The sequence below is a fragment of the Pseudomonas sp. Leaf129 genome (genome assembly GCF_001423465.1).
Classification (GTDB): Bacteria; Pseudomonadota; Gammaproteobacteria; order Pseudomonadales; family Pseudomonadaceae; genus Aquipseudomonas; species Aquipseudomonas coleopterorum.
Window position 1 is genome coordinate 299,938 of record NZ_LMOC01000010.1, and the last position, 22,687, is coordinate 322,624.

Below are 22,687 nucleotides of genomic sequence, written 5' to 3' on the forward strand. Positions count from 1 at the left end.
ACCCAAAGGTTTCTCACATGCGCAAAGATGCCCGCGACGACTTCGACGACAACCTGCCCAGCCTGCGCGGCGATACCCGCGACGATGACGACTTCGCCCCAGTGGGCGGCGGGCGCGAGCGCAATGCGTTGTATTCGCGCAACACCCCGGTGGTGCGTGTCAAGGCGCCCAGCACCGGCGCGCTGTGGGCACTGATCGGGGCCTTGTTCATCGCCTTGGGCGGGCTGGGGTGGTGGAGCTTCCAGCAGATCAACCTGATGGAGCAGCAGTTGGTGGCGACCCAGGAAAGCTTCGCGCGCATCAGCGAAGAAGCGGCGGGGCGCCTGCAGGACATCAGTGGCAAGGTTGCCAACACCCAATCCACTGCCGTGTCGGGCAGCGAAGCGATGCGGGCCGAGATCAAGCAGTTGCAGGAGCAGTTGGCACAGCAGACCCAGCAGCAGAGTGGTGTGGCCGGTCAGCAGAGCACCTTGCAGACACGTCTGGAGCAGGCGGCGTCGCAAGTGGCCGCGCAGCAGACGCTCAACGAGCAGTTGCAGGCGCAGTTGAAGAGCCTGGGCAGCGACCTAGCCGCACTCAAGCAGGCCCAGCCGGATACCGGCAAGTTGCAGGCACGCCTGGATGGCCTGGACGGCGAGCTGGCCGCATTGAAGAAGAGCAACCCCAGCGCGCAATTGGAGCGTCTGGAGCAGGACCTGATCGTGCTCAAGAGCGAGCAGGAGAATCGCCCGGCGGCCAGCAGTGGGCCGAGCGTCAATGAATTCGATGCGTTTCGCGGGCAGGCGACGCGCAGCTTGACCACCTTGCAGAGTCAGGTGCAGAACCTGCAACAGCAGATCAGTCAGCTGCGGCGCTGAACGGCCGGGCGCGCCTGGTAGCGGCCCGGCCTGCCGCTTACATGCGCGGGTAGTCCAGGTAGCCAGCAGCGCCCTTGGCGTAGAACGTTTCAGGGTGTGGCTCGTTCAGCGGTGCATCGGCCTGCAGGCGCTCGGGCAGGTCGGGGTTGGCGATGTACGGCACGCCGAAGGCCACGGCATCGGCGATGCCATTGGCCAGGGCAGCGTTGGCCGAAGCCTTGTCGAAACGCTCGTTGACGATGTACGGACCGCCGAATGCATCACGCAGTTGCGCGGCCAGGCTGTCTTCCCCTTCCTTCTCGCGGGCACAGATGAACGCGATGCCACGCTTGCCCAGCTCGCGGGCCACATAGGTGAAGGTTTCGGCGCGGTTGGCGTCGCCCATGTCATGCAGGTCGGCGCGTGGCGAGAGGTGCACGCCGACACGGTCGGCGCCCCAGACGTCGATGGCCGCATCGGTCACTTCCAGCAGCAGGCGCGCGCGATTTTCCAGCGAGCCGCCGTAGGCGTCGGTGCGCTGGTTGGTGCTGCTCTGCAGGAACTGGTCGAGCAGGTAGCCGTTGGCGCCGTGGATTTCCACGCCGTCGAAGCCGGCGGCCTTGGCGTTTTCCGCGCCCACACGGTAGGCCTCGACGATGTCGGCGATTTCAGCGGTTTCCAGCGCCCGTGGCGTTTCGAAACCGGTGATCGGACGCACCAGGCTGACGTGGCCGTCAGCGGCGATGACGCTGGGGGCCACCGGCAGTTCGCCGTTCAGGTACAGAGAATGGGAGATACGGCCCACGTGCCACAGCTGCAGCATGATCCGCCCACCGGCGGCGTGTACGGCCTGGGTGACGTTGGCCCAGCCACGCACCTGGTCGTTGGACCAGATGCCGGGGGTATCCGGGTAACCGACGCCCATGGGCGTGACCGAGGTCGCTTCGCTGAGGATCAGGCCGGCGCTGGCGCGCTGGACGTAGTAGTCGGCCATCATCTGGTTCGGCACGCGGCCTTCGTCGGCGCGGCAGCGGGTCAGTGGGGCCATGATGATACGGTTCGGCAGTTCCAGCGCGCCGAGCTTGATCGGGTCGAAAAGTGTAGTCATGGAAAACAGCCTCTATCAGTGAGTGGCAGGTGCCAGGTCCGGAGTCCGGGTCTGGCGAAAAGTGATCAGGGTGACGATCAAGGCGAGCACGGCCAGGACCGCCGCGGCCAGTGGCACGCTGGTCAGGCCGAGGCCGCCGGCGATGACGGCGCCGCCGATCCAGGCGCCCAGGGCATTACCCACGTTGAAGGCGCTGATGTTCAGGGTCGACACTAGGTTGGGTGCCGACTTGCCGAAGGTCACCACGTTGATCTGCAGCGCAGGCACGGCGGCGAAGGCTGCAGCGGCCCACAGGAACAGGGTGATTTCGGTGGGAATGACGGCGACTGCGGTCCAGCTCAGCGCGGTGGACACCACCGCCATGGCCGCGAACACGCCGACCAGGGTCGCGCCCAGGCGTCGATCCGCCAGCTTGCCGCCGATGATGTTGCCCACGGTCAGGCCCAGGCCGATCAGCAGCAGGGTGTAGGTGACGCCGCGCGGCGAGATGCCGGTGACATCGCCCAGCAGCGGCGCGATGTAGGTGAACAAGGTGAACATGGATGCGGCGAACAGCGCCGTCATGCTCAGAGACAGCCATATCCCGGCGCCCTTGAGCGCCGACAGTTCGGCGACCATGTCCAGCTTGGCTTCTTCGCGATTGCTCGGCAGAAAACGCAGCAGACCGATCAGGGCGACGACGCCGATCAGCGTCACCACCCAGAAGGTCGAACGCCAGCCTGCGGCCTGGCCCAATGCGGTGCCCAGCGGCACACCCAGCACGTTGGCCAGGGTCAGGCCGGTGAACATCAGGGCCACGGCCGAAGCGCGCTTGTTGGGCGCGACCAACCCCGCAGCCACCACCGAACCGATGCCGAAGAAGGCGCCGTGGGACAACGCGGTGACCACCCGGGCGAACATCAGCACGTTGTAGTCGCTGGCGATCGCGCACAGCAGGTTGCCGATGATGAAGATGCCCATCAGCACCACCAGCGCCGCCTTGCGTGGCAGGCGCGCGGTGGCCAGGGCCATGAATGGGGCGCCAATGGCGACGCCCAGGGCGTAGCCGGTGACCAACCAGCCGGCGCTGGGGATGCTCACGCCGAGATCGCCCGCCACATCGGGCAGCAGGCCCATGATGACGAACTCGGTGGTGCCGATGGCGAAAGAGCTCAGCGCCAGGATCAGCAGGGATAGAGGCATGGAAAAATCCTTGTCAGAGCTGTTCGCTCATTTGCGCGAGAAACGCCTGGATGACGTCCTCGTTGCGTTTGAAAAAGTGCCACTGGCCAACCTTCTTGCTGCTGATCAGGCCGGCCCGTTGCAGGGTCGCCAGATGGGCGGAGACGGTTGACTGCGAGAGGCCGCAGCGTTGATCGATCTGCCCGGCACACACACCGTTTTCGGTGCTGTGGTGCTGATCGGGAAACTGCCCCTGGGGATCCTTGAGCCACGCCAGGATTTCCCTGCGCACGGGGTGGGAGAGGGCTTTTATTATTTCGTCGAGATCAAGAGGCATGACGGACTCGGCTTATATCGGGACGGGACGAAATATATATCTGTATTTCGCGATATACAAATATGATTGCGTGCTAACGAAGGGTCGTTCGGCTATATCGGGTTATAACGATACAGGCGCAATGGTGCTAAGCTGCCGGCATGAACTACCTCGCGCACCTTCACCTCGGCGGTCCTTTACCTGAGCAGCTGCTCGGCAGCCTCTATGGCGATTTCGTCAAGGGTCGCCTGGAGGGGCGCTTCAGCGCGCCCTTGGAAGCCGGCATCCGGCTGCATCGGCAGATCGACGCGTTCACCGACAGCCATCCGCTGGTGCTGGCTGCCATTGGCCGTTTTCCGGTAGAGCGGCGACGTTATGCCGGGATCATCGTCGACGTGTTCTTCGATCACTGCCTGGCGCGGCACTGGGCGGATTATTCACAGCAGCCGTTGGCGGACTTCTCACGCCACGTCTATCGCGTGCTGGCCGCCGAAGCCGACCTGCCCGGACGGCTGGCGGCCATGGCGCCACACATGATCGCCGAGGATTGGCTGGGGTCGTACCGTGATTTCCGGGTCATCGAGCGGGTGCTGCAAGGCATCTCGCGGCGCTTGTCCAGGCCAGAGGGGCTGGCCGGGGCGTTCGAGGAATTGCAGGCGCTGTATGAGCCGCTGAGCGAGGATTTCCGGGCGTTCTATCCGGTGGTGCAGGGGTTCGCTCGGGAGATGCGGTGATTGTGCCGACGCTTTCGCGGGCGGAGGGCTCGCCGCCCGCCCCGCTCCCACACGGTTTGGGAGGGACCTTGTGGGAGCGGGCTCTGCCCGCGAATGAGGCAACTCGGAACACCTGACTCACGCCGCCCGCCGCATCTCCTCTACCTCACCGAACAACGCCCGCCGCACCGCCTCCTGCGCTTCAAAGGCCAGCGCCGCCCGTTCCTTGCCGGTGCTGGCAATCGGCGTCAGCACCTGAATCAATACCTGCCCCCGAGGCTGCGCAAACAGACGCAACAGGTGCGACAACAGATCGTCATCGCCCACGAACGGCGCGATCGGATCCAGATCGCCGCCCCGTTCATAGCGGATTGCGATCGGCTGCACCGCCACGCCGGCATCGATGGCGCTGGACATCAGCCGCCCATGGAAGGTCCGCAGACTGTGTCCATCGGTGGTCGTGCCTTCGGGGAAGATCATCAGGTCCAGATCGTTGCGCAGGTGCTGGGTCATCTGCCGGCGGATCAACTGGCTGTCACCCGCACCGCGGCGGATGAACAGCGTCCCCGCCTTGAGCGCCAGCCAGCCGGCCACCGGCCAGGTGCGGACTTCGGCCTTGGACAGGAACGAAAGCGGCGCCAGCATGCCGAGCAGCGGGATGTCGGTCCAGGACACGTGATTGCCGACCCACAGCATGGGCGTGCGTGGCAACTCGCCCTGCACGGTGACCTCGAAGGGCAGGGCATCGCTCAGCCGTTCCATGAACCAGCGCGACCAACGCTGGCGCCGCTCCATGCAGTTCGGTACGCGCAGCCGCTCCAGCAGGCTGAACGTCCCGGCCAGCGCCAGGCCCAGACCGATCACCCAGAGCAGCCGCAGGATGCGCGCGTAGACGCGCCAGCGCGGCATCACACGGCCGCCTTGAAGTGGCGGGCATAGCGCGGGCAGAGGTCGTCGCGCTTGAGCAGGATGAACACGTCGGCCACCTGGAAATCCGGGTCCCAGCACGGCTCGCCGCAGATCTTCGCGCCCAGGCGCATGTAGGCCTTGAGCAGCGGCGGCAGTTCGGCGATGACGTTGCCGGGAATGTCCAGGCTCGGCAATGGCATCTTCGGCTCGGCACGCAAGTGCTCGGTGCACAGGTAGCGCTCGCGCAGCCGCTGCATGATCGCCTGGGCCTGGATGCCGCCGTCCTGCATCGGAATGCTGGCGCAACCCATCAGGTAATCGTAGCCGCCTTCGTTGAGCACCTCGGCCAACTCGCCCCAGAGCACCGCGATGGTGCCGCCGTTGCGATAGGCCGGCGCAACACAGGTGCGGCCGATTTCCAGGATCGAACCTTGCAGATGCCGCAGACCGTGCAGGCTGAATTCCTCTTCGCTGTAGAAGCGGCCCAGCCGATTGGCCGCTTGATGGTCGAGCAGGCGGGTGGTCGCCACCAGACGCCCGGTGGCCAGGTCGCGCACACCGATGTGCTGACAGTGGGCATCGTAGTCGTCGACATCCAGACCCAGCTCGGCGCTCTTGAGCGTGGCGTTGAGTTCGGTGCTGAACACGGCGAAGCGCAGGGCCTGGGCCTCGTGCAGAGCTTGCGGGCCGGTGAGGCGTTCGGCCTGCAGACGGCGTTCGGTACGGGTGTCGCCAGAGCGTGCGATCTGAGTCATTGCAAGTCTCCAAAAGCCGGCCGGTGAGTGCGGCAGGTCGATTTTGCTAGGCATGGCCAGCCTAGGAAGACGCGGTGTCACCCCCGTGAAGCTTTGGTGATGCTTGCGTGACAGACCCGGCGGCCGCATGCCACACAACTCTTGCAGCGAACGGCTGTCATACCCGCACTGCACACTCGCGCCAACCCCGCTCACGAGCCTTTCTCGCATGTCGCGTCTGTTTATCCTGTCGATCTTTCTGCTGTGCTCGGTATCGGTGGGTGCGCAAAGCTGGCCGTCCGCGCAGTGGAGCCAGGCATTGGCACCGGCGTCGCCGGCCATTGCCGAGCTGGAGCGCTATGCGTTCTTGCCGCGCGATGACGTCACGCGCGAAGGCGTGCGCACCGACGCCTTGCTGGCCATCCGCGACGGCGAGATCGTCTACGAGCGCTACGCCGGGCCCGGCGCCGCCGATCGGGTGCATGCCACCTGGTCGATCAGCAAGAGCCTGCTGGCCACGGTGATGGGCGTGGCCTACGGCGAAGGGCGCTTTGCCCTTGAGGATGCCGCCGCCGACTATTTCCAGCCGCTCGACTCCCATCGTGACATCCGGGTCGAGGACCTGTTGCACTGGGCCTCGGGGCTGGACTGGGAGGAAGACTACGAATACGCGCCGCTCAATTCATCGGTGGTGGCGATGCTCTACACCCGCGGCCATCAGGACATGGCCAGCTACGCTGCCAGCCACCGACGTGCCCATGCCCCCGGCGAACGGTTTCGTTACTCCAGCGGCGACAGCAATCTGCTCGCCGCCGCGCTGCGCAACATGGTCGGCCTGCATGAATACCCGAACTATCCCTGGCAGGCGTTGTTCACCCCGCTGGGCATCGACCAGGCGGTGTGGGAGACCGATGCCAGCGGCACCTTCGTCGCCTCTTCATATGCCTACCTGACCGCGCGGGATCTGGCACGCGTGGGCCTGCTCATGCAGCGCGATGGTGAATGGCAGGGCCGGCAGTTGCTGCCTCAGGCCTGGGTCGCCTTCAATCGCACCCCATTCGCCCCGAGCCAGGACGTGCCGGGCGAGCCGGCCGCAGGCGCGCATTGGTGGCTCAACAGCAACGCCGCCTGGCCCCACGCCCCGCGCAGCACGATGGCGGCGCTGGGGCACTGGGGGCAAGCCCTGTACGTGTTGCCCGAGCAACGCTTGGTGATCGTGCGCTATGCCGACGATCGCGATGCCAGCTTCAGCCATGATGCACTGCTGCAACGGCTGCTCGCCGCCTTTGCCCCGGAGGGTGGCCAATGAGCACCGGCAAGCGCGCCTGGGTGGCCCTCAGCCTGCTGCTATCGCTGACGGCGGCCACCTGGCTGTGGCACGAGCGCACACAGTTGCTGGCATTTCCGGACATCCTCAGTGCCTATTCGGCAAAAGAGTACTGTTCATGCCGCTACGTCATGCAAAACAGCGTCGAGTACTGTCAGAGCTACATCAGACAGTATCTGCCGCTGAGCAGCCTGAGCGAAGACTCGGGCCAGCGGCGGGTCCTGGCCAGTGGCCTGGGACGCAGCAACACGGCGGCCTGGGTCGGTCCGCGGCAAGGCTGCCGGTTGATTCCGGGGAGTGATGGATGAAACTGCCCGAGCCACGTTGCCCGCGCCGATCACTGGCCTCTTCTTTCACTTGGTTACAGGACTGCCCATGCATGATTCGAACGGCTTGCAAGCGACCCTACCCGTCATGAAGGGGCGCTGATATGGGCGGGCCGGTGTTCCCATGGCGCAACTCCAGCGAGTTCGAGCTGCTCATCGATGGGCCGCAGTTCTTTCCGCGCATGCTCGAACGCATCGGCCAGGCCGAGCACACGATCGATCTCGAACTCTACCTGGTGGAAGCCGGTGCTTGCGCGGCGGCTGTGGTTCAGGCTCTGCAGGCGGCTGCAGTGCGTGGTGTCCATGTGCGCTGCCTGTTCGACCATTACGGCTCGCTGGCCTTCACCACGGAACTGCGCGCGCAGCTGACCGACGCCGGCGTCGAACTGCGCTTCTACAACCCGATCAGTTGGCGCCGCGGCGTGCGCAACCTGTACCGCGACCACCGCAAGCTGCTGCTGGTGGACCAGCAATGGGCGATGGTGGGTGGCACCGGTGTGACCGATGAATTCTGGCAGCCGGATGAAAGTGTCAGCGAATGGCACGAAGTGATGGTCGCCATCACCGGCATTCTGGTTGCCGATTGGCAGATGCTGTTCGACCGCCAATGGCGTGCCAACCTCAGGCGCACCGCCTGGCGCCCGCCGACCCATTTCGGCCTCGCGCGCGTGCCGCCCATGCCCGAAGGCGGCCAAGGGCTGGGTCGGGTAGCCTACGCGGACGCTCGTCAACATCGCGACATACTCCAATCGCTGGTGCGCGCACTTAACAGCGGACAGCGGCGCATCTGGCTGGCGACGCCGTATTTCCTGCCGACCTGGAAGGTTCGTCGTTCGCTGCGGCGGGCGGCCAGTCGCGGCCTGGATGTACGGCTGTTGCTGACCGGCCCGCGCACCGACCACCCCTCGGTGCGCTACGCCGGACACAACTATTACCCCAAGCTGCTCAGGGCCGGAGTCAAGATCTACGAATACCAACCCTGTTTCCTGCACCTGAAAATGGTCTTGATCGATGACTGGGTCAGTGTCGGTTCCTGCAACTTCGACCACTGGAACCTGCGCTTCAACCTGGAAGCCAACCTCGAGGCGCTCGATCCCGTCCTGACCGAGGCGGTGGAACGCAGCTTCACCACCGACTTTGCGGCCAGCCACGAAGTCAGTCTGAGCGATTGGCGCCGTCGGCCGTTCTGGGGGCGCGTCCAGCAGCGCATCTTCGGCTGGATGGATCGCCTGAGCGTGGCCGTGTTCCGCCGCCGCGGCTGAAGCTGCTCGGCAGGCGTGGCCGGATGCCGGGCAGGGCTCTACACTGTCGCGCTACTGCGCACAGGACACCTCAGTGACTTCCAGCATCTTCTGGTACGACTACGAAACCACCGGCATCAATCCGCGCTGCGACCGGCCCTTGCAGGTCGCCGGAATCCGCACCGATGCCGACCTCAACGAGATCGCCGCGCCAGTCAATCTGTACTGCCAGCCCAGCGACGACATTCTTCCGCACCCTGCGGCCTGCATGATCACCGGCATCACCCCCGAGCGTCTGGCCGACCGTGGCCTGAGCGAGGCCGATTTCATGACCCGGGTCCACGCACAGCTAGCCATGCCCGGTACCTGCGGAGCCGGCTACAACACCCTGCGCTTCGATGACGAGATGACCCGTTACAGCCTGTATCGTAATTTCTTCGACCCCTATGGGCGGGAATGGCAGGGTGGCAACAGCCGTTGGGACCTGATCGACGTGGTGCGGGCGGCCTATGCCCTGCGTCCGGACGGCATCGAATGGCCAGAGGTGGACGGACGCGCCAGCATGCGCCTGGAGCTGCTCACGGCGGCCAACGGCATCGACCATGGCCAGGCCCATGACGCGCTGTCCGACGTCCGCGCTACCATCGCCCTTGCACGTTTGATCCGCCAACGCCAACCCAAACTGTACGACTGGCTGTTTCAAATGCGCAGCAAACAACGGGTGCAGCAAAGCATTCAGCTGTTGCAGCCGCTGGTACATGTTTCCGGTCAATTCGGCGCTGCGCGACGCTATGCCGCAGTAGTCCTGCCACTGGCTTGGCATCCGACCAATCGCAATGCGTTGATCGTCTATGATCTGGCTCACGATCCCCAACCCTTGATCGAACAAAGTATCGAAGTATTGCAAGAGCGATTGTACAAGCGGCGTCAGGATCTGGCCGAGGGCGAAGCGCCCGTGCCTTTGAAACTTCTGCACATCAATCGTTGCCCGGTCATCGCGCCCCTCAACGTATTGCGCGATGAAGATTGGCAGCGCCTCAATCTGGATAAACCGCTCTATCAGGCTCGAGCGATGCGCTTATGCAATGACCAGCCGCAATGGCATTACAAATTGTCACCGCTCTATCAAACGACGACGTTTCCCGAGAGTGCCGATCCGGAGCAGCAGTTGTACGACAGCTTCATTGGCGACCGCGACCGATTATTGTGTGAACGCATTCGTACATTGGATCCAGAACAGTTGGCCCGTGCCGACTTGATGTTCGATGACGATCGACTGCCCGAATTACTGTTTCGCTACAGGGCGCGCAACTTTCCGGATACACTGAATCCTCTTGAAACACAGCGCTGGTTGCAATTCTGCCAACAGCGCTTGAGCGATCCTGTATTTGGCGCACCCAATACCTTGCAGGGTTTCAATGCCGCGCTGGGCGAATGCATGGCCAAGGCTGATCCGGCGCAGACGCAAGTGCTGCGGCATTGGCAGGCCTACGCTCAGGCATTGGCGGTACGCGTGGGCATGGTGCCTCACTGAGCTGAACAGAGGCCATAAAAAAACGCCAGTCCAGGGACTGGCGTTTTTTGATTGGCACGGTGCGACTTAACAAGATGTAACGATTAGCCCAGGAAAGTGGCCCAGGTTTCGACCACATCGCCACCCCACTTGGCTTTCCATTCTTTCAGGGTCTTGTGGTTGCCACCTTTGGTTTCGATGACTTCACCGTTGTGCGGGTTCTTGTATTGCTTGACCTTGCGCGCACGCTTGGTGCCGGTAACTTTACCGGTGGCAGGGCGCGGTGCCTTGTTCAACTTGGCTTCCGGGTCCAGCAGGGCGATGATGTCGCGCAGCGATTTCTGGTATTCGCCCATCAGGGTGCGCAATTTGCCTTCGAATTCCAGTTCGGTTTGCAATTTGTCGTCTTGCGACAGGTTTTTCAAGCGGGCTTGAAGCTCTTTGATGGCTTCTTCTGTAGCGCGATATTCGTTGATCAGGGACATGGTGATACCTCGGGAATGCAAGTGTCAGTGAAAACAGTGGGGTGATAATAAGCATCCTTCCGAACCAAGTAAACAATTAACGTGAACAGCGTTTTGCGCCGGGCCGGTTATCCACGATTCAGGTGAAGGGTTTTTCATGTTTACCTCCGCACATCTATATAATACCTGCCCCTGTATCGACACTGTGCTCGTCGGCGCCGATCGGCGCAGCAGGGCGGCTCTGCACCTGACAGCCAAGGCTGCAATCAATACTGCAGACTTGCCCGTCAACCGCTAGAATGGCGCCCTTTGCGAAGTTTCTGGAGTTTGAATACATGCGCACTTTTCGGCTGGTGACCGCTTGCCCGGACCGCGTTGGCATCGTTGCCAAAGTCAGCCATTTCCTGGCGTCCCACAATGGCTGGATCACCGAATCGAACCACCACTCCGATGACCAGAACGGTTGGTTCTTCATGCGCCACGAAATTCGTGCCGACACCCTGCCGTTCGACATCGAGGCGTTCCGCGCCGCGTTCGCGCCCATCGCCGAAGAATTCGCCATGGAATGGCGGGTCACCGACACCGCGCAGAAGAAGCGCGTGGTGCTCATGGCCAGCCGCGAATCCCACTGTCTCGCCGACCTGCTGCACCGCTGGCACAGCAACGAGCTGGACTGCGACATCGCCTGTGTGGTGTCCAACCACGATGACCTGCGCAGCATGGTCGAATGGCATGGCATTCCCTACTACCACGTGCCGGTCGACCCTGCGGACAAACTGCCGGCGTTTGCCGAGGTTTCGCGCCTGGTCGATCAGCACCAGGCCGACGTCGTGGTGCTGGCGCGCTACATGCAGATCCTGCCGCCGCAGCTGTGCCAGGCCTATGCCGGCAAGATCATCAACATCCATCACAGCTTCCTGCCGTCCTTTGTCGGTGCCAAGCCGTACCATCAGGCCTCGCTGCGCGGCGTGAAACTGATCGGTGCTACCTGCCACTACGTGACCGAAGAACTGGACGCCGGTCCGATCATCGAGCAGGACGTGGTCCGTGTCAGCCACAGCGACAGCATCGACGACATGGTGCGTTTCGGCCGCGACGTGGAGAAGATGGTTCTGGCCCGTGGCCTGCGCTATCACCTGGAAGATCGGGTGATGGTGCACGGCAACAAGACCGTCGTGTTCAGCTGAACATGAACGACCCCGGCGACAAGGCCAGTGCAAAGCCGTTGCCGGTGCTCGGTGCGGGTTGCGCGAGCCGTTATGATCCCGAAGCGCTGAGCGAAGAACACGGCACCGAGTTTCCCGGTGCCGAGGCGTTGCGGGCGCAACAGGTGTCGGAACGGCAGCAGGGTACGCCTGCCCGCGACGCCGACACGGCTGCCGAGCTCAAGCCTGACGAGCCCGCAGCAACTTGTTGAGCAGGGGCTTGCCCAGCAGGGCAACGAACACCGGGCCGCCGGCGATCAGGTAGAAATAGTAGGTCACCAGTCGCCAGATCAGGATGGCGGCAGCGGCGGTCGACTTGCCTACCATGGGCGCCAGCAACGCGGCCGAGGCCAGCTCGGCCGCGCCCGCGCCACCGGGCAACAGGCTGAACTGGCCGGCACTCAGGGCCAGCATCTGGATCAGGAAACTCCACGCCCAGTCCACTTCGCTACCCAATCCCTGCAAAGTGAAATACAGCACGCTGTAGCGCAACGTCCAATGTACGCAGGTCAAGGCGAACACTTGGGCGAGCACGCGGCGGGGCAGGCGGAAATTGTCGGCGAAGGCGTCCAGAAAGTGCAGCAGCTTGCGTGCCCAGCGCCGCCGCGTGGCCGGCTTGATCCGCAGCAGTCGCAGGAATCGGCCGTTGAGCTTGATCGCCGGGCGGTGGTAGCGCGCCAGGACTGCGCAGGCGACCAAGGCCCCGGCCATCAGGATACCGCTGGCCAGCAGCATGCTTTCCAGGGCCTGGCTGAGGTTGTGAAACAGCGCGTAGACCAGAATGCACAGCAGGGCGAAAAAGAAGAACATCAGGTCGTTGAGCTGGTCCATGGCGAACACGGCGCTGGTCTTGGCCGCGCCGATGCCGTGCCGGCCGAGCAGCGCCAGCAGTGTCAGCGGTGCGCCGCTGCCACCAGGGGTGGCGCAATAGGCGAACTCGGCGGCCATCACCACGGCCACGGTCTTCAGCCGACCGATGCGCGCCGCCTGCTCGGCCAGCAGCAGGCGCAGGCGCATGGCATTCACCACCCAGCCGACACAGATCATGCCGAACATGCCCAGCAGCAGAAGCAACGAGAACCCGCGCAGGCGCTGAAGCATTTCGGTGCCGCCCATGATCACTGGAATCAGTACGGCGACGACGATGATCAGGACCAGCCACAGCATTCGGTTCATGGCTGGTGGTTCGCCGCGAGGTTGCAGGGAAGCGAAAGGGGAGTGCGCTGCATGGGAAAGTCCGTATGGGCCGGCGCCAGGCCGTCGTGGCCGAGATGATAGCCGCGTCGGGGGGATTCGTCAGCGACTTGGCGTTGTGGTGTAGTTGATCTTGGGTTGATTGTGCTGGCCTCTTCGCGGGCAGAGCCCGCTCCCACAGAGGTGGGTACGGATGTGTGTGGGAGCGGGTCTCTGCCCGCGAAGAGGCCCTCACTGACTCCCACAGAAATGGTTCCAGCGCACGTTTTTCCTGCACACCGGTCTGTTTGGCATTACGCTGCCCTATGCTTCATTGAATAACAGCAGAGGTGCAAGATGACGGATGCCAGACACGTACTGTTCGGTGCCGATTCCAGCGGTGAACCCGTAGGCCTGGACCTGCGCTTGGCCAACCGCCATGGTTTGATCGCCGGGGCCACCGGGACCGGCAAGACGGTAACCCTGCAGCGCCTGGCAGAGGCGTTCAGCGAGGCCGGGGTGGCGGTGTTTGCCGCCGATATCAAGGGCGACCTGTGTGGCCTGGGTGCCAGCGGCAACCCTCAGGGCAAGATCGCCGAACGCATTGCCCAGATGCCTTGGCTCAATTATCGCCCGCAGGCCTGCCCGGTCACGCTGTGGGACATCCACGGCCAATCCGGCCATCCGCTGCGAACCACGCTCAGCGAAATGGGGCCGCTGCTGCTGGGCAGCCTGCTGGAGCTCACCGACAGCCAGCAGTCGGCGCTGTATGCCGCCTTCAAGGTGGCCGATCGCGAAGGCCTGCTCCTGCTCGACCTCAAGGACCTCAAGGCCTTGCTCAATCATCTCCGGGACAATCCCGAGCTGCTGGGCGACGACAGCGCCTTGATGACCACGGGGTCGAGCCAAGCCCTGTTGCGCCGTCTGGCCAGCCTGGAACAACAGGGCGCCGAAGCGCTGTTCGGCGAGCCGGCCTTGCGCCTGGAAGACATTCTGCACCCCGACGCCGAGGGTCGCGGCCGCATCCATTTGCTCGACGCCAGCCGCCTGGTCCACGAAGCCCCCAAGGTCTATGCCACGTTCCTGCTGTGGCTGCTGGCCGAACTGTTCGAGCAGTTGCCCGAGCGCGGTGATGCCGACAAGCCGCTGCTGGCATTGTTCTTCGACGAAGCCCACCTGCTGTTCAACGGCACGCCCAAGGCCTTGCAGGATCGTCTGGAACAGGTGGTGCGGTTGATCCGTTCCAAGGGCGTTGGCGTGTACTTCGTCACTCAGTCGCCCAGCGACCTGCCCGATGCAGTGCTGGCTCAGCTGGGCCTGCGCATCCAGCACGGCCTGCGTGCATTCACCGCCCGCGAGCAGAAGGCCTTGAAGGCCGTCGCCGAGGGCTTCCGGCCCAACCCCGAGTTCGACACTCTGGCCGTGCTGACCGAATTGGGCACGGGTGAAGCCTTGGTCGGGACGCTGCAGGAAAAAGGCACCCCGGCGATGGTCCGGCGGGTCGCGATCGCGCCACCGCAGTCGCGCATCGGCCCACTGACCGACGCCGAGCGCGCGGCCACGGTGCGCCACTCGCCGCTCGCCGGTCGCTACGATAAACCGATCGACCGCGAATCCGCCTATGAAATGCTGACCGCGCGCAAACTGCCGCCGACGGCGGATCCCGTACAGCCATCGGAGCCGAGCCTGGCCGACAAGGCCGGCGAGTTTCTCAGTGGGGCAGCAGGGCAGGCGTTGAAGTCGGCGATGCGCCAGGCTGCCAACCAGTTCGGCCGCCAGTTGGTGCGTGGCTTGATGGGCTCCCTGTTGGGAGGGAGCAAGCGCAAGTAGCGCAGGAGGTTTCTTCAGCCATGCAAAAAGGCGCCCGTGGGCGCCTTTTTGCAGAGTGTCACGCGGTGGTCATCCCACCAGTTGGCTGGCCAACCAGAACAGACCGGCCGCCAGGCCCATGGAGGCCGGGAGGGTCAGCACCCAGGCCAACATGATGGTACGAACCGTGCCACCTTGCAGGCCGCTCTTGTTGGCCACCATGGTCCCGGCCACGCCCGAGGACAAGATGTGGGTGGTCGAGACCGGCAGGCTGAACACGTTGGCCGCGCCGATCGCACAGGCGGTGACGATCTGAGCCGACATGCCCTGGGCATAGGTCATGCCCTGCTTGCCGATCTTCTCGCCGATGGTCAGAACCACACGCTTCCAGCCGACCATGGTACCGATACCCAGCGCCAGGGCCACGGCCAGAATCACCCAGAACGGCGAATACTCGGTGGTGGCAGTGAGGTCCTTGCGCAATTTCTCCAGGTCGGATTTCTCGCGCGGTTCCAGTGCCGGCAGCTTGCCGACCTTCTTCGCCGTGTCATCCAGGCAGAGCAGGTAGCGACGCACTTCGATACGGTGTTCGGCAGCCAGCGAGTGGTAGTCGGAGACGCCATCGAGAGTGCTCAGCAGCGCTGCGATGGTCGGTTCGGTCTGCTGTGGATTGCAGCTGAATTTCTCCGGCAGATCGCCCTGCTGAGCTTTGCCCAGCGCCAGGAATTCACCCAGGGTGGCCTGGTTGCGCTGATAGAACTGGCTCAGGTGCTGGGTCGCGTCGCGGGTCCGCTCGATCTGGTAGGTGGTCGCGTTCAGGTCCAGCACGAACTGCTGCGGAACGATACCGATCAACACCAGCATGATCAGGCCGATGCCCTTCTGGCCATCGTTGGAACCGTGCACGAAGCTCACGGCCATGGCCGACAGGACCAGCACCAGGCGATTCCAGAACGGCGGGTGTTTCTTGTCGTCCAGCTTGCGGCGCTGCTCAGGCGTCTTGTGCATCTTGGAGGTCGGACGCCACCACTTCAGACCGATCAACACCAGGGCCGCCGCCACGAAGCCGGCCAGCGGCGAGAACACCAGCGAGGCACCGATATCGATCGCCTTCTGCCAGTTGACGCCATCGCCCAGTGGAATGTCGTTGATCAGCGCGTTAGCCAGGCCCACGCCCAGAATCGAGCCGATGAGGGTGTGCGAGCTCGACGCCGGAATGCCGAAATACCAGGTGCCCAGGTTCCAGGTAATGGCTGCGGCCAGCAGCGAGAACACCATGGCCAGGCCGTGTCCGGTGTTGACGTTGATCAGCAACTCGACCGGCAGCAGGTGAACGATTGCGTAGGCTACGCCGACGCCGCCCAGCAGTACACCGAGGAAGTTGAAGATACCGGACAGGAATACCGCCAGGTGCGGCGGCATGGCCTTGGTATAGATGACTGTGGCGACCGCGTTGGCGGTGTCATGAAAGCCGTTGATGAATTCGAAGGTGAGTACGAACGCCAGCGCTAAGAACAGGCTGATCAGCACCCACGCATCCAGTGCGCTGAATAATTCGATCATGAAGGTTTTGTGACCGGGCCATTGAGGGGGCGCGATTATGCCAGAAATCGACGCGGTATGACCCCCCAGGCGCTGACCGGTGGGTCCGCTTTTCGAGCGACAGGACGATGGTGGCAGCACATGGCTTGCAGACGAGCCTGGCTTGAGCCCCGAAAATTCGGGCTATCGATAGGCCGCCATAAAGCCGTAAGCCAGACGAAAGATTCAAACGGTCGTATGAAATTTATCAGCGGATGACGCAATTCTGAAGGCAATTGACGTGGCACAAGCGGCCGATAGCCGCCTGCCACGCCTGTGTCATGCGTTCTGTTGCTCGAGATCCTTTTCGATCTTCTGGATCTCTTCCTGAAAGGCCTGATCGAGAATGCTGGCACGTTTGCGCCACGGTTTGCGTTCTGGATCTGGCTGAGCGGCATAGGTGGTGATCTCACCGCCGTAGACTTCCTTGTAACGTTGTTCCTGGCGCTCCAGTTGCGCGCGCAGTTCGTCTTTCGTCACTTTTATTACTCTGTTATTTGGAAAGTTGAAACCCACCGATGAGGCGTCGAGAGCCGCCTGGCAGTTGGAGCCCGCATTGTAGCGGGCTGCAACCGCGACGGGGCAGGAAGGCCGTTCATTCGGTGTGTATCAATGTGCACAACACAATCTGAGAAAGCACAGACAGGAATAAGTTTCAGGACCGCCTGGCAACGTCATCCTGCCAGAAATCGGATCAGCGCAATGGATTTGCGATTATCGCCCACCGGTCCGATAATCGCCCTCGGTCGGTTTCGAACATTCCAGAGGGCAGCACCATGAGCGAACACACACCACCGGCAGGCCCGTCAGCAACCGGTTCGAAAGTGCCACAGCGCCCTGCGTTCAGCTCACTGGCCCCGCCGATCGTCGCATCGCCCGCCAAGCGCATCCAAGCCTTCACTGGCGACCCGGACTTCATGACCTCGCTGGCCCGCGGACTGGCGGTGGTGCAAGCGTTTCAGGAGCGCAAGCGACACCTGACCATTGCGCAGATCAGCCACCGGACAGAAATTCCGCGGGCTGCCGTGCGGCGCTGTCTGCACACCCTGATCAAGCTGGGCTATGCCACCACCGATGGGCGCACCTACTCGCTGTTGCCCAAGGTCCTCACCTTGGGCCATGCCTATCTGTCGTCCACGCCCCTGGCCGTGTCGGCCCAACCGTACCTGGATCGCATGAGCGAGCAGTTGCACGAAGCCTGCAACATGGCCACCCTCGAAGGCGATGACATCCTCTACATCGCCCGTTCGGCCACGACTCAGCGGCTGATTTCGGTGGACCTTTCGGTGGGCGGTCGACTGCCGGCGTATTGCACTTCCATGGGTCGCATCCTGCTCGCGGCACTCGACGACGCGTCGCTGCACGAATACCTGCAGCACACCGATCTTGCGCCCAAGACCAGTCGGACCCTGACCAACAAAACCGCGTTGCTGGAGTGCCTGGAACGGGTTCGCCAGCAGGGCTGGTGCATCGTCGATCAGGAGCTGGAGCAAGGGCTGCGTTCGATTGCCGTGCCGGTGTACGACGCGTCGGGGCAGGTATTGGCCGCGCTCAATGTCAGCACCCACGCCGGTCGCGTCACCCGGGCCGAGCTTGAGCAGCGTTTTCTGCCGATCATGCTGTCGGCCAGTCGCGATCTGAGTGCGCAACTGTTCGCTTGAACGCTTGGCGGGCGCTCTGCATGGCAGTGTGCGGTGACCGCACACATCCGCCAGTGCCCGATTGACCCGACCGGGGCGCGCTGACTAATGTCCATCGCATCGACCGCTCAAGCGGTCGCCAATAAAAATAGCGAGGATCACCTCATGCGCAACGCCTTCAGCTTTTGCTCCCTTTGCGTTCCGACGCTCGCCACGCGACACCCCTAGACCTTCGACTGCCCAGGCATGCGGCCGCATGGCCCGCATCGACGTGCCCGTCTTTCCCGGACAATCACAATGACAAGAACAACAATGAACAAACCTGCCAACGCTGTGGGGCTGTGCCTGGATGTGCAGACCCTGATCAACGACCGACCGCTGTCGCGCTATCAATGGCGCGTGGTCATCCTGTGTTTCCTGATCGTCTTCCTCGACGGGCTGGACACCGCCGCCATGGGCTTCATCGCACCTGCGCTGTCGCAGGAGTGGGGCATCGACCGGGCCAGCCTCGGACCGGTGATGAGCGCCGCATTGATCGGCATGGTGTTCGGCGCCCTGGGCTCCGGGCCATTGGCCGACCGTTTCGGGCGCAAGCTGGTGCTGGTCGGCGCCGTGCTGGTGTTCGGCGGGTTCAGCCTGGCTTCGGCCTACAGCAGCAACGTCGATCAGCTGTTGATCCTGCGCTTTCTCACCGGGTTGGGGTTAGGGGCCGGCATGCCCAACGCCACTACGCTGTTGTCCGAGTACACCCCGGAGCGCTTTCGTTCGCTGCTGGTGACCAGCATGTTCTGTGGGTTCAACCTCGGCATGGCCGGAGGTGGGTTCATGTCCGCCAAGCTGATTCCCGCCTTCGGCTGGCACAGCCTGCTGTTGCTCGGCGGCGTGCTGCCGCTGGTGCTGGCGGTGGTGTTGATGATCTGGCTGCCCGAGTCGGCGCGGTATCTGGTGGTGCGCAACAAGGGCGTGGAAAAGATACGTCGCACCCTGGCGCCGATCGACCCGGAGCAGGTGGCGCGGGCCGAGCGTTTCAGTGTGCCCGAACAGAAAACCGTCAAGGCGAGCAACGTGCTGGCGGTGATCTTTTCCGGTACCTACCGCGCCGGCACCTTGCTGCTGTGGCTGACCTACTTCATGGGCCTGGTGATCGTCTACCTCCTGACCAGCTGGCTGCCGACGCTGATGCGCGAGAGCGGCGCGAGTCTGGAGCAGGCCGCGTTCATCGGCGCACTGTTCCAGTTCGGCGGTGTGCTGAGTGCCGTGGGCGTGGGCTGGGCCATGGACCGGTTCAACCCGCACAAGGTCATTGCCACGTTCTACCTGCTCGCTGGGGTGTTCGCCTACGCGGTCGGGCAAAGCCTGGGCAACATCACGCTGCTGGCGACGCTGGTATTGATTGCCGGCATGTGCGTCAACGGCGCGCAGTCGGCCATGCCGTCGCTGGCCGCGCGCTTCTACCCCACGCAAGGGCGTGCCACCGGGGTGTCCTGGATGCTGGGGATCGGCCGTTTCGGCGCGATCCTGGGGGCCTGGATGGGCGCGACCTTGCTGGGCCTCGGCTGGAATTTCGAACAGGTCCTGACCGCGCTGGTCGTTCCTGCCGTGCTGGCCACCGTGGCCTTGCTGATCAAGAGTCGCGTCAGCCACGCCGACGCGACCTGAAACGCGCCGCTGTATCGTTCGATTATCGAACGGATAGTCGATAATCGGATTGTTCGTGAGGAGCTGGCGCCCTAACCTGTACGCCAGCTTCATTCAAACAAGATGGCTCACAGTATCGAGGAGTCCTGCCCACATGGCTGCAATCCTGTCGCTTACCGATGCGGTGAAGCAATTCGTCAACGATGGTGACACCGTCGCGCTCGAAGGCTTCACCCACCTGATTCCAACCGCCGCAGGTCACGAGATCATTCGTCAAGGCAAGAAAGACCTGACGCTGGTCCGCATGACCCCCGACCTGATCTACGATCAGTTGATCGGCGCCGGTTGCGCTCGCAAGTTGATCTTCTCGTGGGGCGGCAACCCCGGTGTCGGCTCGCTGCATCGTCTGCGCGACGCGGTCGAGAAGCAGTGGCCCCAGCCGCTGGAGATCGAAGAACACAGCCATGCCGACCTGGCCAATGCCTACGTCGCCGGTGCCTCCGGCCTGCCGTTCGCGGTCCTGCGGGCCTACGCCGGTTCCGACCTGCCCAAGGTCAATCCGCTGATCAAGACAGTCACCTGCCCGTTCACCGGCGAAGTGCTCGCGGCCGTGCCTTCGGTACGCCCTGACGTCACCGTTATTCACGCGCAGAAAGCCGACCGCAAGGGCAACGTGCTGCTGTGGGGCATTCTGGGGGTGCAGAAGGAAGCGGCCCTGGCCGCCAAGCGCTGCATCGTCACGGTCGAGGAAATCGTCGATGACCTCAACGCGCCGATGAACAGCTGCGTGTTGCCGACCTGGGCGTTGGCCGCCGTGTGCCATGTGCCCGGTGGTGCGCATCCGTCCTACGCCCATGGCTACACCGAACGCGACAACGTGTTCTACCAGGCCTGGGACCCGATCGCCCGCGACCGGGCGACCTTCACCGCCTGGATCGACACGTACATCCGCGGTACCAAGGACTTCAGCGAATACCAGGCGAAACTGGCCAGCGCAGCGCAGGTGACTCCATGACTTACTCCACCAACGAGATGATGACCGTCGCAGCCGCGCGGCGTCTGCAAAACGGCGCGGTGTGCTTCGTCGGCATCGGCCTGCCGTCCAAGGCCGCCAACCTGGCCCGTCTGACCTCCTCGCCGGACGTGGTGCTGATCTACGAGTCCGGCCCGATCGGCGCGAAACCCACTGTGCTGCCCCTGTCCATCGGCGATGGCGAGCTGGCAGAAACCGCCGACACCGTCGTGCCCACCGGTGAGATTTTCCGCTACTGGCTGCAAGGCGGACGCATCGATGTGGGCTTTCTCGGCGCCGCTCAGGTCGACCGTTTCGGCAACATCAACACCACGGTGGTGGGCGACTACCATCAGCCCAAGGTCCGTCTGCCGGGCGCCGGTGGTGCACCGGAGATTGCAGGTTCGGCCAAGAGCGTGTTGATCATTCTCAAACAGTCGCACCGCAGCTTCGTCGAGAAGCTCGATTTCGTCACCTCGGTCGGCCATGGCGAAGGCGGCGATTCGCGCAAGCGCCTGGGCCTTCCAGGACAGGGGCCGGTAGGGATCATCACCGACCTGTGCATCATGGAACCTGAAGCCGGTTCCAACGAATTCGTGGTGACGTCCATTCACCCGGGCGTGACGCGTGAACAAATCAGCGCAGCGACCGGCTGGCCTATCCGCTTCGCCGACCAGGTGCAGACCACGGCCGAGCCTGACGCCACGGAACTTGAAGCGTTGCGCGCCCTGGAAGCACGCACGGCGGCCGCCCACGGCCAGGCACCGGGAGAAGCATGATGCGCGACGTATTCATTTGCGATGCGGTGCGTACGCCCATCGGTCGCTTCGGCGGCAGCCTGGCCCACGTTCGCGCCGACGACCTGGCAGCGGTGCCGATCAAGGCGTTGCTCGAACGCAACCCTGGCGTGGACTGGGCGCAGCTGGACGAAGTGTTCATGGGCTGTGCCAACCAGGCGGGCGAAGACAACCGCAACGTCGCACGCATGGCGCTGCTGCTGGCCGGCTTGCCCGAGGGCGTGCCCGGCGTGACCCTCAACCGCCTGTGCGCTTCGGGCATGGATGCGGTGGGCACAGCGTTTCGCGCCATCGCCAGTGGCGAAATGGAGCTGGCGATTGCCGGTGGCGTCGAATCGATGTCGCGCGCGCCTTTCGTCATGGGCAAGGCCGATGCCGGTTTTTCCCGCAACATGAAACTGGAAGACACCACCATCGGTTGGCGTTTCATCAACCCCCTGATGAAGGCCCAGTACGGCGTCGATGCGATGCCGCAGACGGCGGATAACGTGGCCGACGATTGCCAGGTCTCCCGTGAAGACCAGGACGCCTTCGCCGTGCGCAGCCAGCAGCGCACCGCTGCCGCACAGGCTGCGGGTTTCTTCGCCGAAGAAATCGTGCCGGTACGCATTCCGGGCAAAAAGGGTGAAACCGTGGTCGAGCAGGACGAGCATCCGCGCGCCGACACTACCCTGGAAACCCTGGCCAGGCTCAAGCCGGTCAACGGCGCCGACAAGACAGTGACGGCGGGCAACGCGTCGGGTGTCAACGACGGCGCCGCCGCGATGATCCTCGCCAGCGCCGAGGCGGTGCAAAAGCACGGCCTGACTGCCCGTGGCCGCGTGCTGGGCATGGCCAGTGCCGGGGTAGCACCGCGGGTCATGGGGGTCGGTCCGGTGCCGGCCGTACGCAAACTGCTCGAACGCCTGAACCTGGCGGTCGAGGACTTCGACGTGATCGAGCTCAACGAGGCGTTCGCCAGCCAGGGCCTGGCAGTGTTGCGCGACCTGGGGCTGGCGGACGATGCCGCGCAGGTCAATCCGAACGGCGGTGCGATTGCCTTGGGTCACCCGCTGGGCATGAGCGGTGCACGGCTGGTGTTGACGGCGCTGCATCAGTTGGAAAAAAGCGGCGGCAAGCGCGGGCTGGCGACGATGTGCGTGGGGGTAGGGCAGGGGTTGGCGTTGGCGATCGAGCGGGTTTGA

The 22,687-nt window shown here is 63.7% G+C and carries 23 protein-coding genes; 14 read left to right on the forward strand and 9 right to left on the reverse strand.

Translation table 11 applies throughout. From position 1 onward, the window contains the following. Positions 1 to 17: 17 nt before the first annotated feature. Positions 18 to 857 (forward strand): hypothetical protein, encoded by an 840-nt coding sequence (locus ASF66_RS20035; protein ID WP_056845078.1) that lies wholly within the window; start codon positions 18 to 20, stop codon positions 855 to 857. A 37-nt stretch (positions 858 to 894) separates the two neighbouring features. Here the strand turns inward: ASF66_RS20035 and ASF66_RS20040 are convergent, their stop codons facing one another. Genes ASF66_RS20040 through ASF66_RS20050 form a run of 3 tightly spaced genes read right to left on the reverse strand, consistent with a single transcriptional unit; the run spans position 895 to position 3,442 of the window. Continuing rightward, entirely contained in the window at positions 895 to 1,944 is a 1,050-nt protein-coding gene (locus ASF66_RS20040; RefSeq protein ID WP_056845079.1) for an alkene reductase, read from the reverse strand. Positions 1,945 to 1,959: 15 nt separating this feature from the next. Continuing rightward, positions 1,960 to 3,126, reverse strand: a complete 1,167-nt coding sequence (locus ASF66_RS20045; protein ID WP_056845080.1) for an MFS transporter — start codon at positions 3,124 to 3,126, stop codon at positions 1,960 to 1,962. A gap of 13 nt (positions 3,127 to 3,139) precedes the next feature. Further along, a complete protein-coding gene (locus ASF66_RS20050; RefSeq protein ID WP_049860656.1) occupies positions 3,140 to 3,442 on the reverse strand; it encodes an ArsR/SmtB family transcription factor in 303 nt (100 codons plus the stop codon). 140 nt (positions 3,443 to 3,582) lie between these two features. Here ASF66_RS20050 and ASF66_RS20055 point away from each other — a divergent pair, with 140 nt between their 5' ends. Continuing rightward, positions 3,583 to 4,155 carry an acyl carrier protein phosphodiesterase gene (locus ASF66_RS20055; protein WP_056845081.1) on the forward strand — a complete coding sequence of 191 codons (573 nt, stop codon included), beginning with the start codon at positions 3,583 to 3,585 and terminating at the stop codon, positions 4,153 to 4,155. A gap of 117 nt (positions 4,156 to 4,272) precedes the next feature. Here the strand turns inward: ASF66_RS20055 and ASF66_RS20060 are convergent, their stop codons facing one another. Next, entirely contained in the window at positions 4,273 to 5,043 is a 771-nt protein-coding gene (locus ASF66_RS20060; protein WP_056845082.1) for a lysophospholipid acyltransferase family protein, read from the reverse strand. Beyond that, positions 5,043 to 5,798, reverse strand: a complete 756-nt coding sequence (gene olsB, locus ASF66_RS20065) for an L-ornithine N(alpha)-acyltransferase (RefSeq protein WP_049860659.1) — start codon at positions 5,796 to 5,798, stop codon at positions 5,043 to 5,045. The genes ASF66_RS20060 and olsB overlap by 1 nt, the downstream gene beginning before the upstream one ends. Before the next feature lie 208 nt (positions 5,799 to 6,006). On the opposite strand from olsB, the gene ASF66_RS20070 reads away from it, so the two are divergent. The 4 genes from ASF66_RS20070 (at position 6,007) to sbcB (ending at position 10,205) form a co-directional block, all read left to right on the forward strand. After that, complete coding sequence (locus tag ASF66_RS20070) at positions 6,007 to 7,086, forward strand: serine hydrolase domain-containing protein (protein ID WP_056845083.1); 1,080 nt, start codon at positions 6,007 to 6,009, stop codon at positions 7,084 to 7,086. Continuing rightward, entirely contained in the window at positions 7,083 to 7,412 is a 330-nt protein-coding gene (locus ASF66_RS20075; RefSeq protein ID WP_049860661.1) for a hypothetical protein, read from the forward strand. Before ASF66_RS20070 ends, ASF66_RS20075 begins: the two co-directional genes overlap by 4 nt. A gap of 122 nt (positions 7,413 to 7,534) precedes the next feature. After that, the gene (locus ASF66_RS20080; RefSeq protein ID WP_056845084.1) at positions 7,535 to 8,692 is read left to right on the forward strand and encodes a phospholipase D-like domain-containing protein; all 1,158 of its coding nucleotides are present in this window, start codon (positions 7,535 to 7,537) and stop codon (positions 8,690 to 8,692) included. A 73-nt stretch (positions 8,693 to 8,765) separates the two neighbouring features. Then, the gene (sbcB, locus tag ASF66_RS20085; RefSeq protein ID WP_056845085.1) at positions 8,766 to 10,205 is read left to right on the forward strand and encodes an exodeoxyribonuclease I; all 1,440 of its coding nucleotides are present in this window, start codon (positions 8,766 to 8,768) and stop codon (positions 10,203 to 10,205) included. Positions 10,206 to 10,288: 83 nt separating this feature from the next. On the opposite strand, the gene mvaT is transcribed toward sbcB, so the two are convergent. Beyond that, positions 10,289 to 10,669, reverse strand: a complete 381-nt coding sequence (mvaT, locus tag ASF66_RS20090) for a histone-like nucleoid-structuring protein MvaT (RefSeq protein WP_049860664.1) — start codon at positions 10,667 to 10,669, stop codon at positions 10,289 to 10,291. 314 nt (positions 10,670 to 10,983) lie between these two features. On the opposite strand from mvaT, the gene purU reads away from it, so the two are divergent. Together purU and ASF66_RS20100 are read left to right on the forward strand one after the other, a co-directional pair. Continuing rightward, a complete protein-coding gene (gene purU / locus ASF66_RS20095) occupies positions 10,984 to 11,835 on the forward strand; it encodes a formyltetrahydrofolate deformylase (protein WP_056845086.1) in 852 nt (283 codons plus the stop codon). A gap of 2 nt (positions 11,836 to 11,837) precedes the next feature. Continuing rightward, positions 11,838 to 12,065 (forward strand): hypothetical protein, encoded by a 228-nt coding sequence (locus ASF66_RS20100; RefSeq protein WP_056845087.1) that lies wholly within the window; start codon positions 11,838 to 11,840, stop codon positions 12,063 to 12,065. On the opposite strand, the gene ASF66_RS20105 is transcribed toward ASF66_RS20100, so the two are convergent. Next, positions 12,034 to 13,029: a lysylphosphatidylglycerol synthase transmembrane domain-containing protein gene (locus ASF66_RS20105; RefSeq protein WP_056845088.1), complete on the reverse strand. Its 996-nt coding sequence runs from the start codon at positions 13,027 to 13,029 to the stop codon at positions 12,034 to 12,036. The two genes, ASF66_RS20100 and ASF66_RS20105, sit on opposite strands and share 32 nt — an antisense overlap. A 354-nt stretch (positions 13,030 to 13,383) precedes the next feature. Here ASF66_RS20105 and ASF66_RS20110 point away from each other — a divergent pair, with 354 nt between their 5' ends. Beyond that, positions 13,384 to 14,856, forward strand: a complete 1,473-nt coding sequence (locus ASF66_RS20110) for a helicase HerA-like domain-containing protein (RefSeq protein ID WP_056845089.1) — start codon at positions 13,384 to 13,386, stop codon at positions 14,854 to 14,856. 69 nt (positions 14,857 to 14,925) lie between these two features. Here the strand turns inward: ASF66_RS20110 and ASF66_RS20115 are convergent, their stop codons facing one another. Then, entirely contained in the window at positions 14,926 to 16,398 is a 1,473-nt protein-coding gene (locus ASF66_RS20115) for an inorganic phosphate transporter (protein WP_049860669.1), read from the reverse strand. A 297-nt stretch (positions 16,399 to 16,695) separates the two neighbouring features. Then, the gene (locus ASF66_RS20120; RefSeq protein WP_049860670.1) at positions 16,696 to 16,896 is read right to left on the reverse strand and encodes a hypothetical protein; all 201 of its coding nucleotides are present in this window, start codon (positions 16,894 to 16,896) and stop codon (positions 16,696 to 16,698) included. 296 nt (positions 16,897 to 17,192) lie between these two features. On the opposite strand from ASF66_RS20120, the gene pcaR reads away from it, so the two are divergent. The 5 genes from pcaR (at position 17,193) to pcaF (ending at position 22,687) form a co-directional block, all read left to right on the forward strand. Next, positions 17,193 to 18,077 (forward strand): pca regulon transcriptional regulator PcaR, encoded by an 885-nt coding sequence (gene pcaR, locus ASF66_RS20125; protein ID WP_049860671.1) that lies wholly within the window; start codon positions 17,193 to 17,195, stop codon positions 18,075 to 18,077. A 291-nt stretch (positions 18,078 to 18,368) separates the two neighbouring features. After that, positions 18,369 to 19,715, forward strand: a complete 1,347-nt coding sequence (locus ASF66_RS20130; protein WP_056845090.1) for an MFS transporter — start codon at positions 18,369 to 18,371, stop codon at positions 19,713 to 19,715. 133 nt (positions 19,716 to 19,848) lie between these two features. Continuing rightward, positions 19,849 to 20,709, forward strand: a complete 861-nt coding sequence (locus tag ASF66_RS20135) for a CoA transferase subunit A (protein WP_056845091.1) — start codon at positions 19,849 to 19,851, stop codon at positions 20,707 to 20,709. Next, on the forward strand, positions 20,706 to 21,485 hold the full coding sequence (locus ASF66_RS20140; protein WP_056845092.1) for a CoA-transferase subunit beta: 780 nt from the start codon (positions 20,706 to 20,708) through the stop codon (positions 21,483 to 21,485). Before ASF66_RS20135 ends, ASF66_RS20140 begins: the two co-directional genes overlap by 4 nt. Continuing rightward, a complete protein-coding gene (pcaF, locus tag ASF66_RS20145; protein ID WP_177331312.1) occupies positions 21,482 to 22,687 on the forward strand; it encodes a 3-oxoadipyl-CoA thiolase in 1,206 nt (401 codons plus the stop codon). The genes ASF66_RS20140 and pcaF overlap by 4 nt, the downstream gene beginning before the upstream one ends.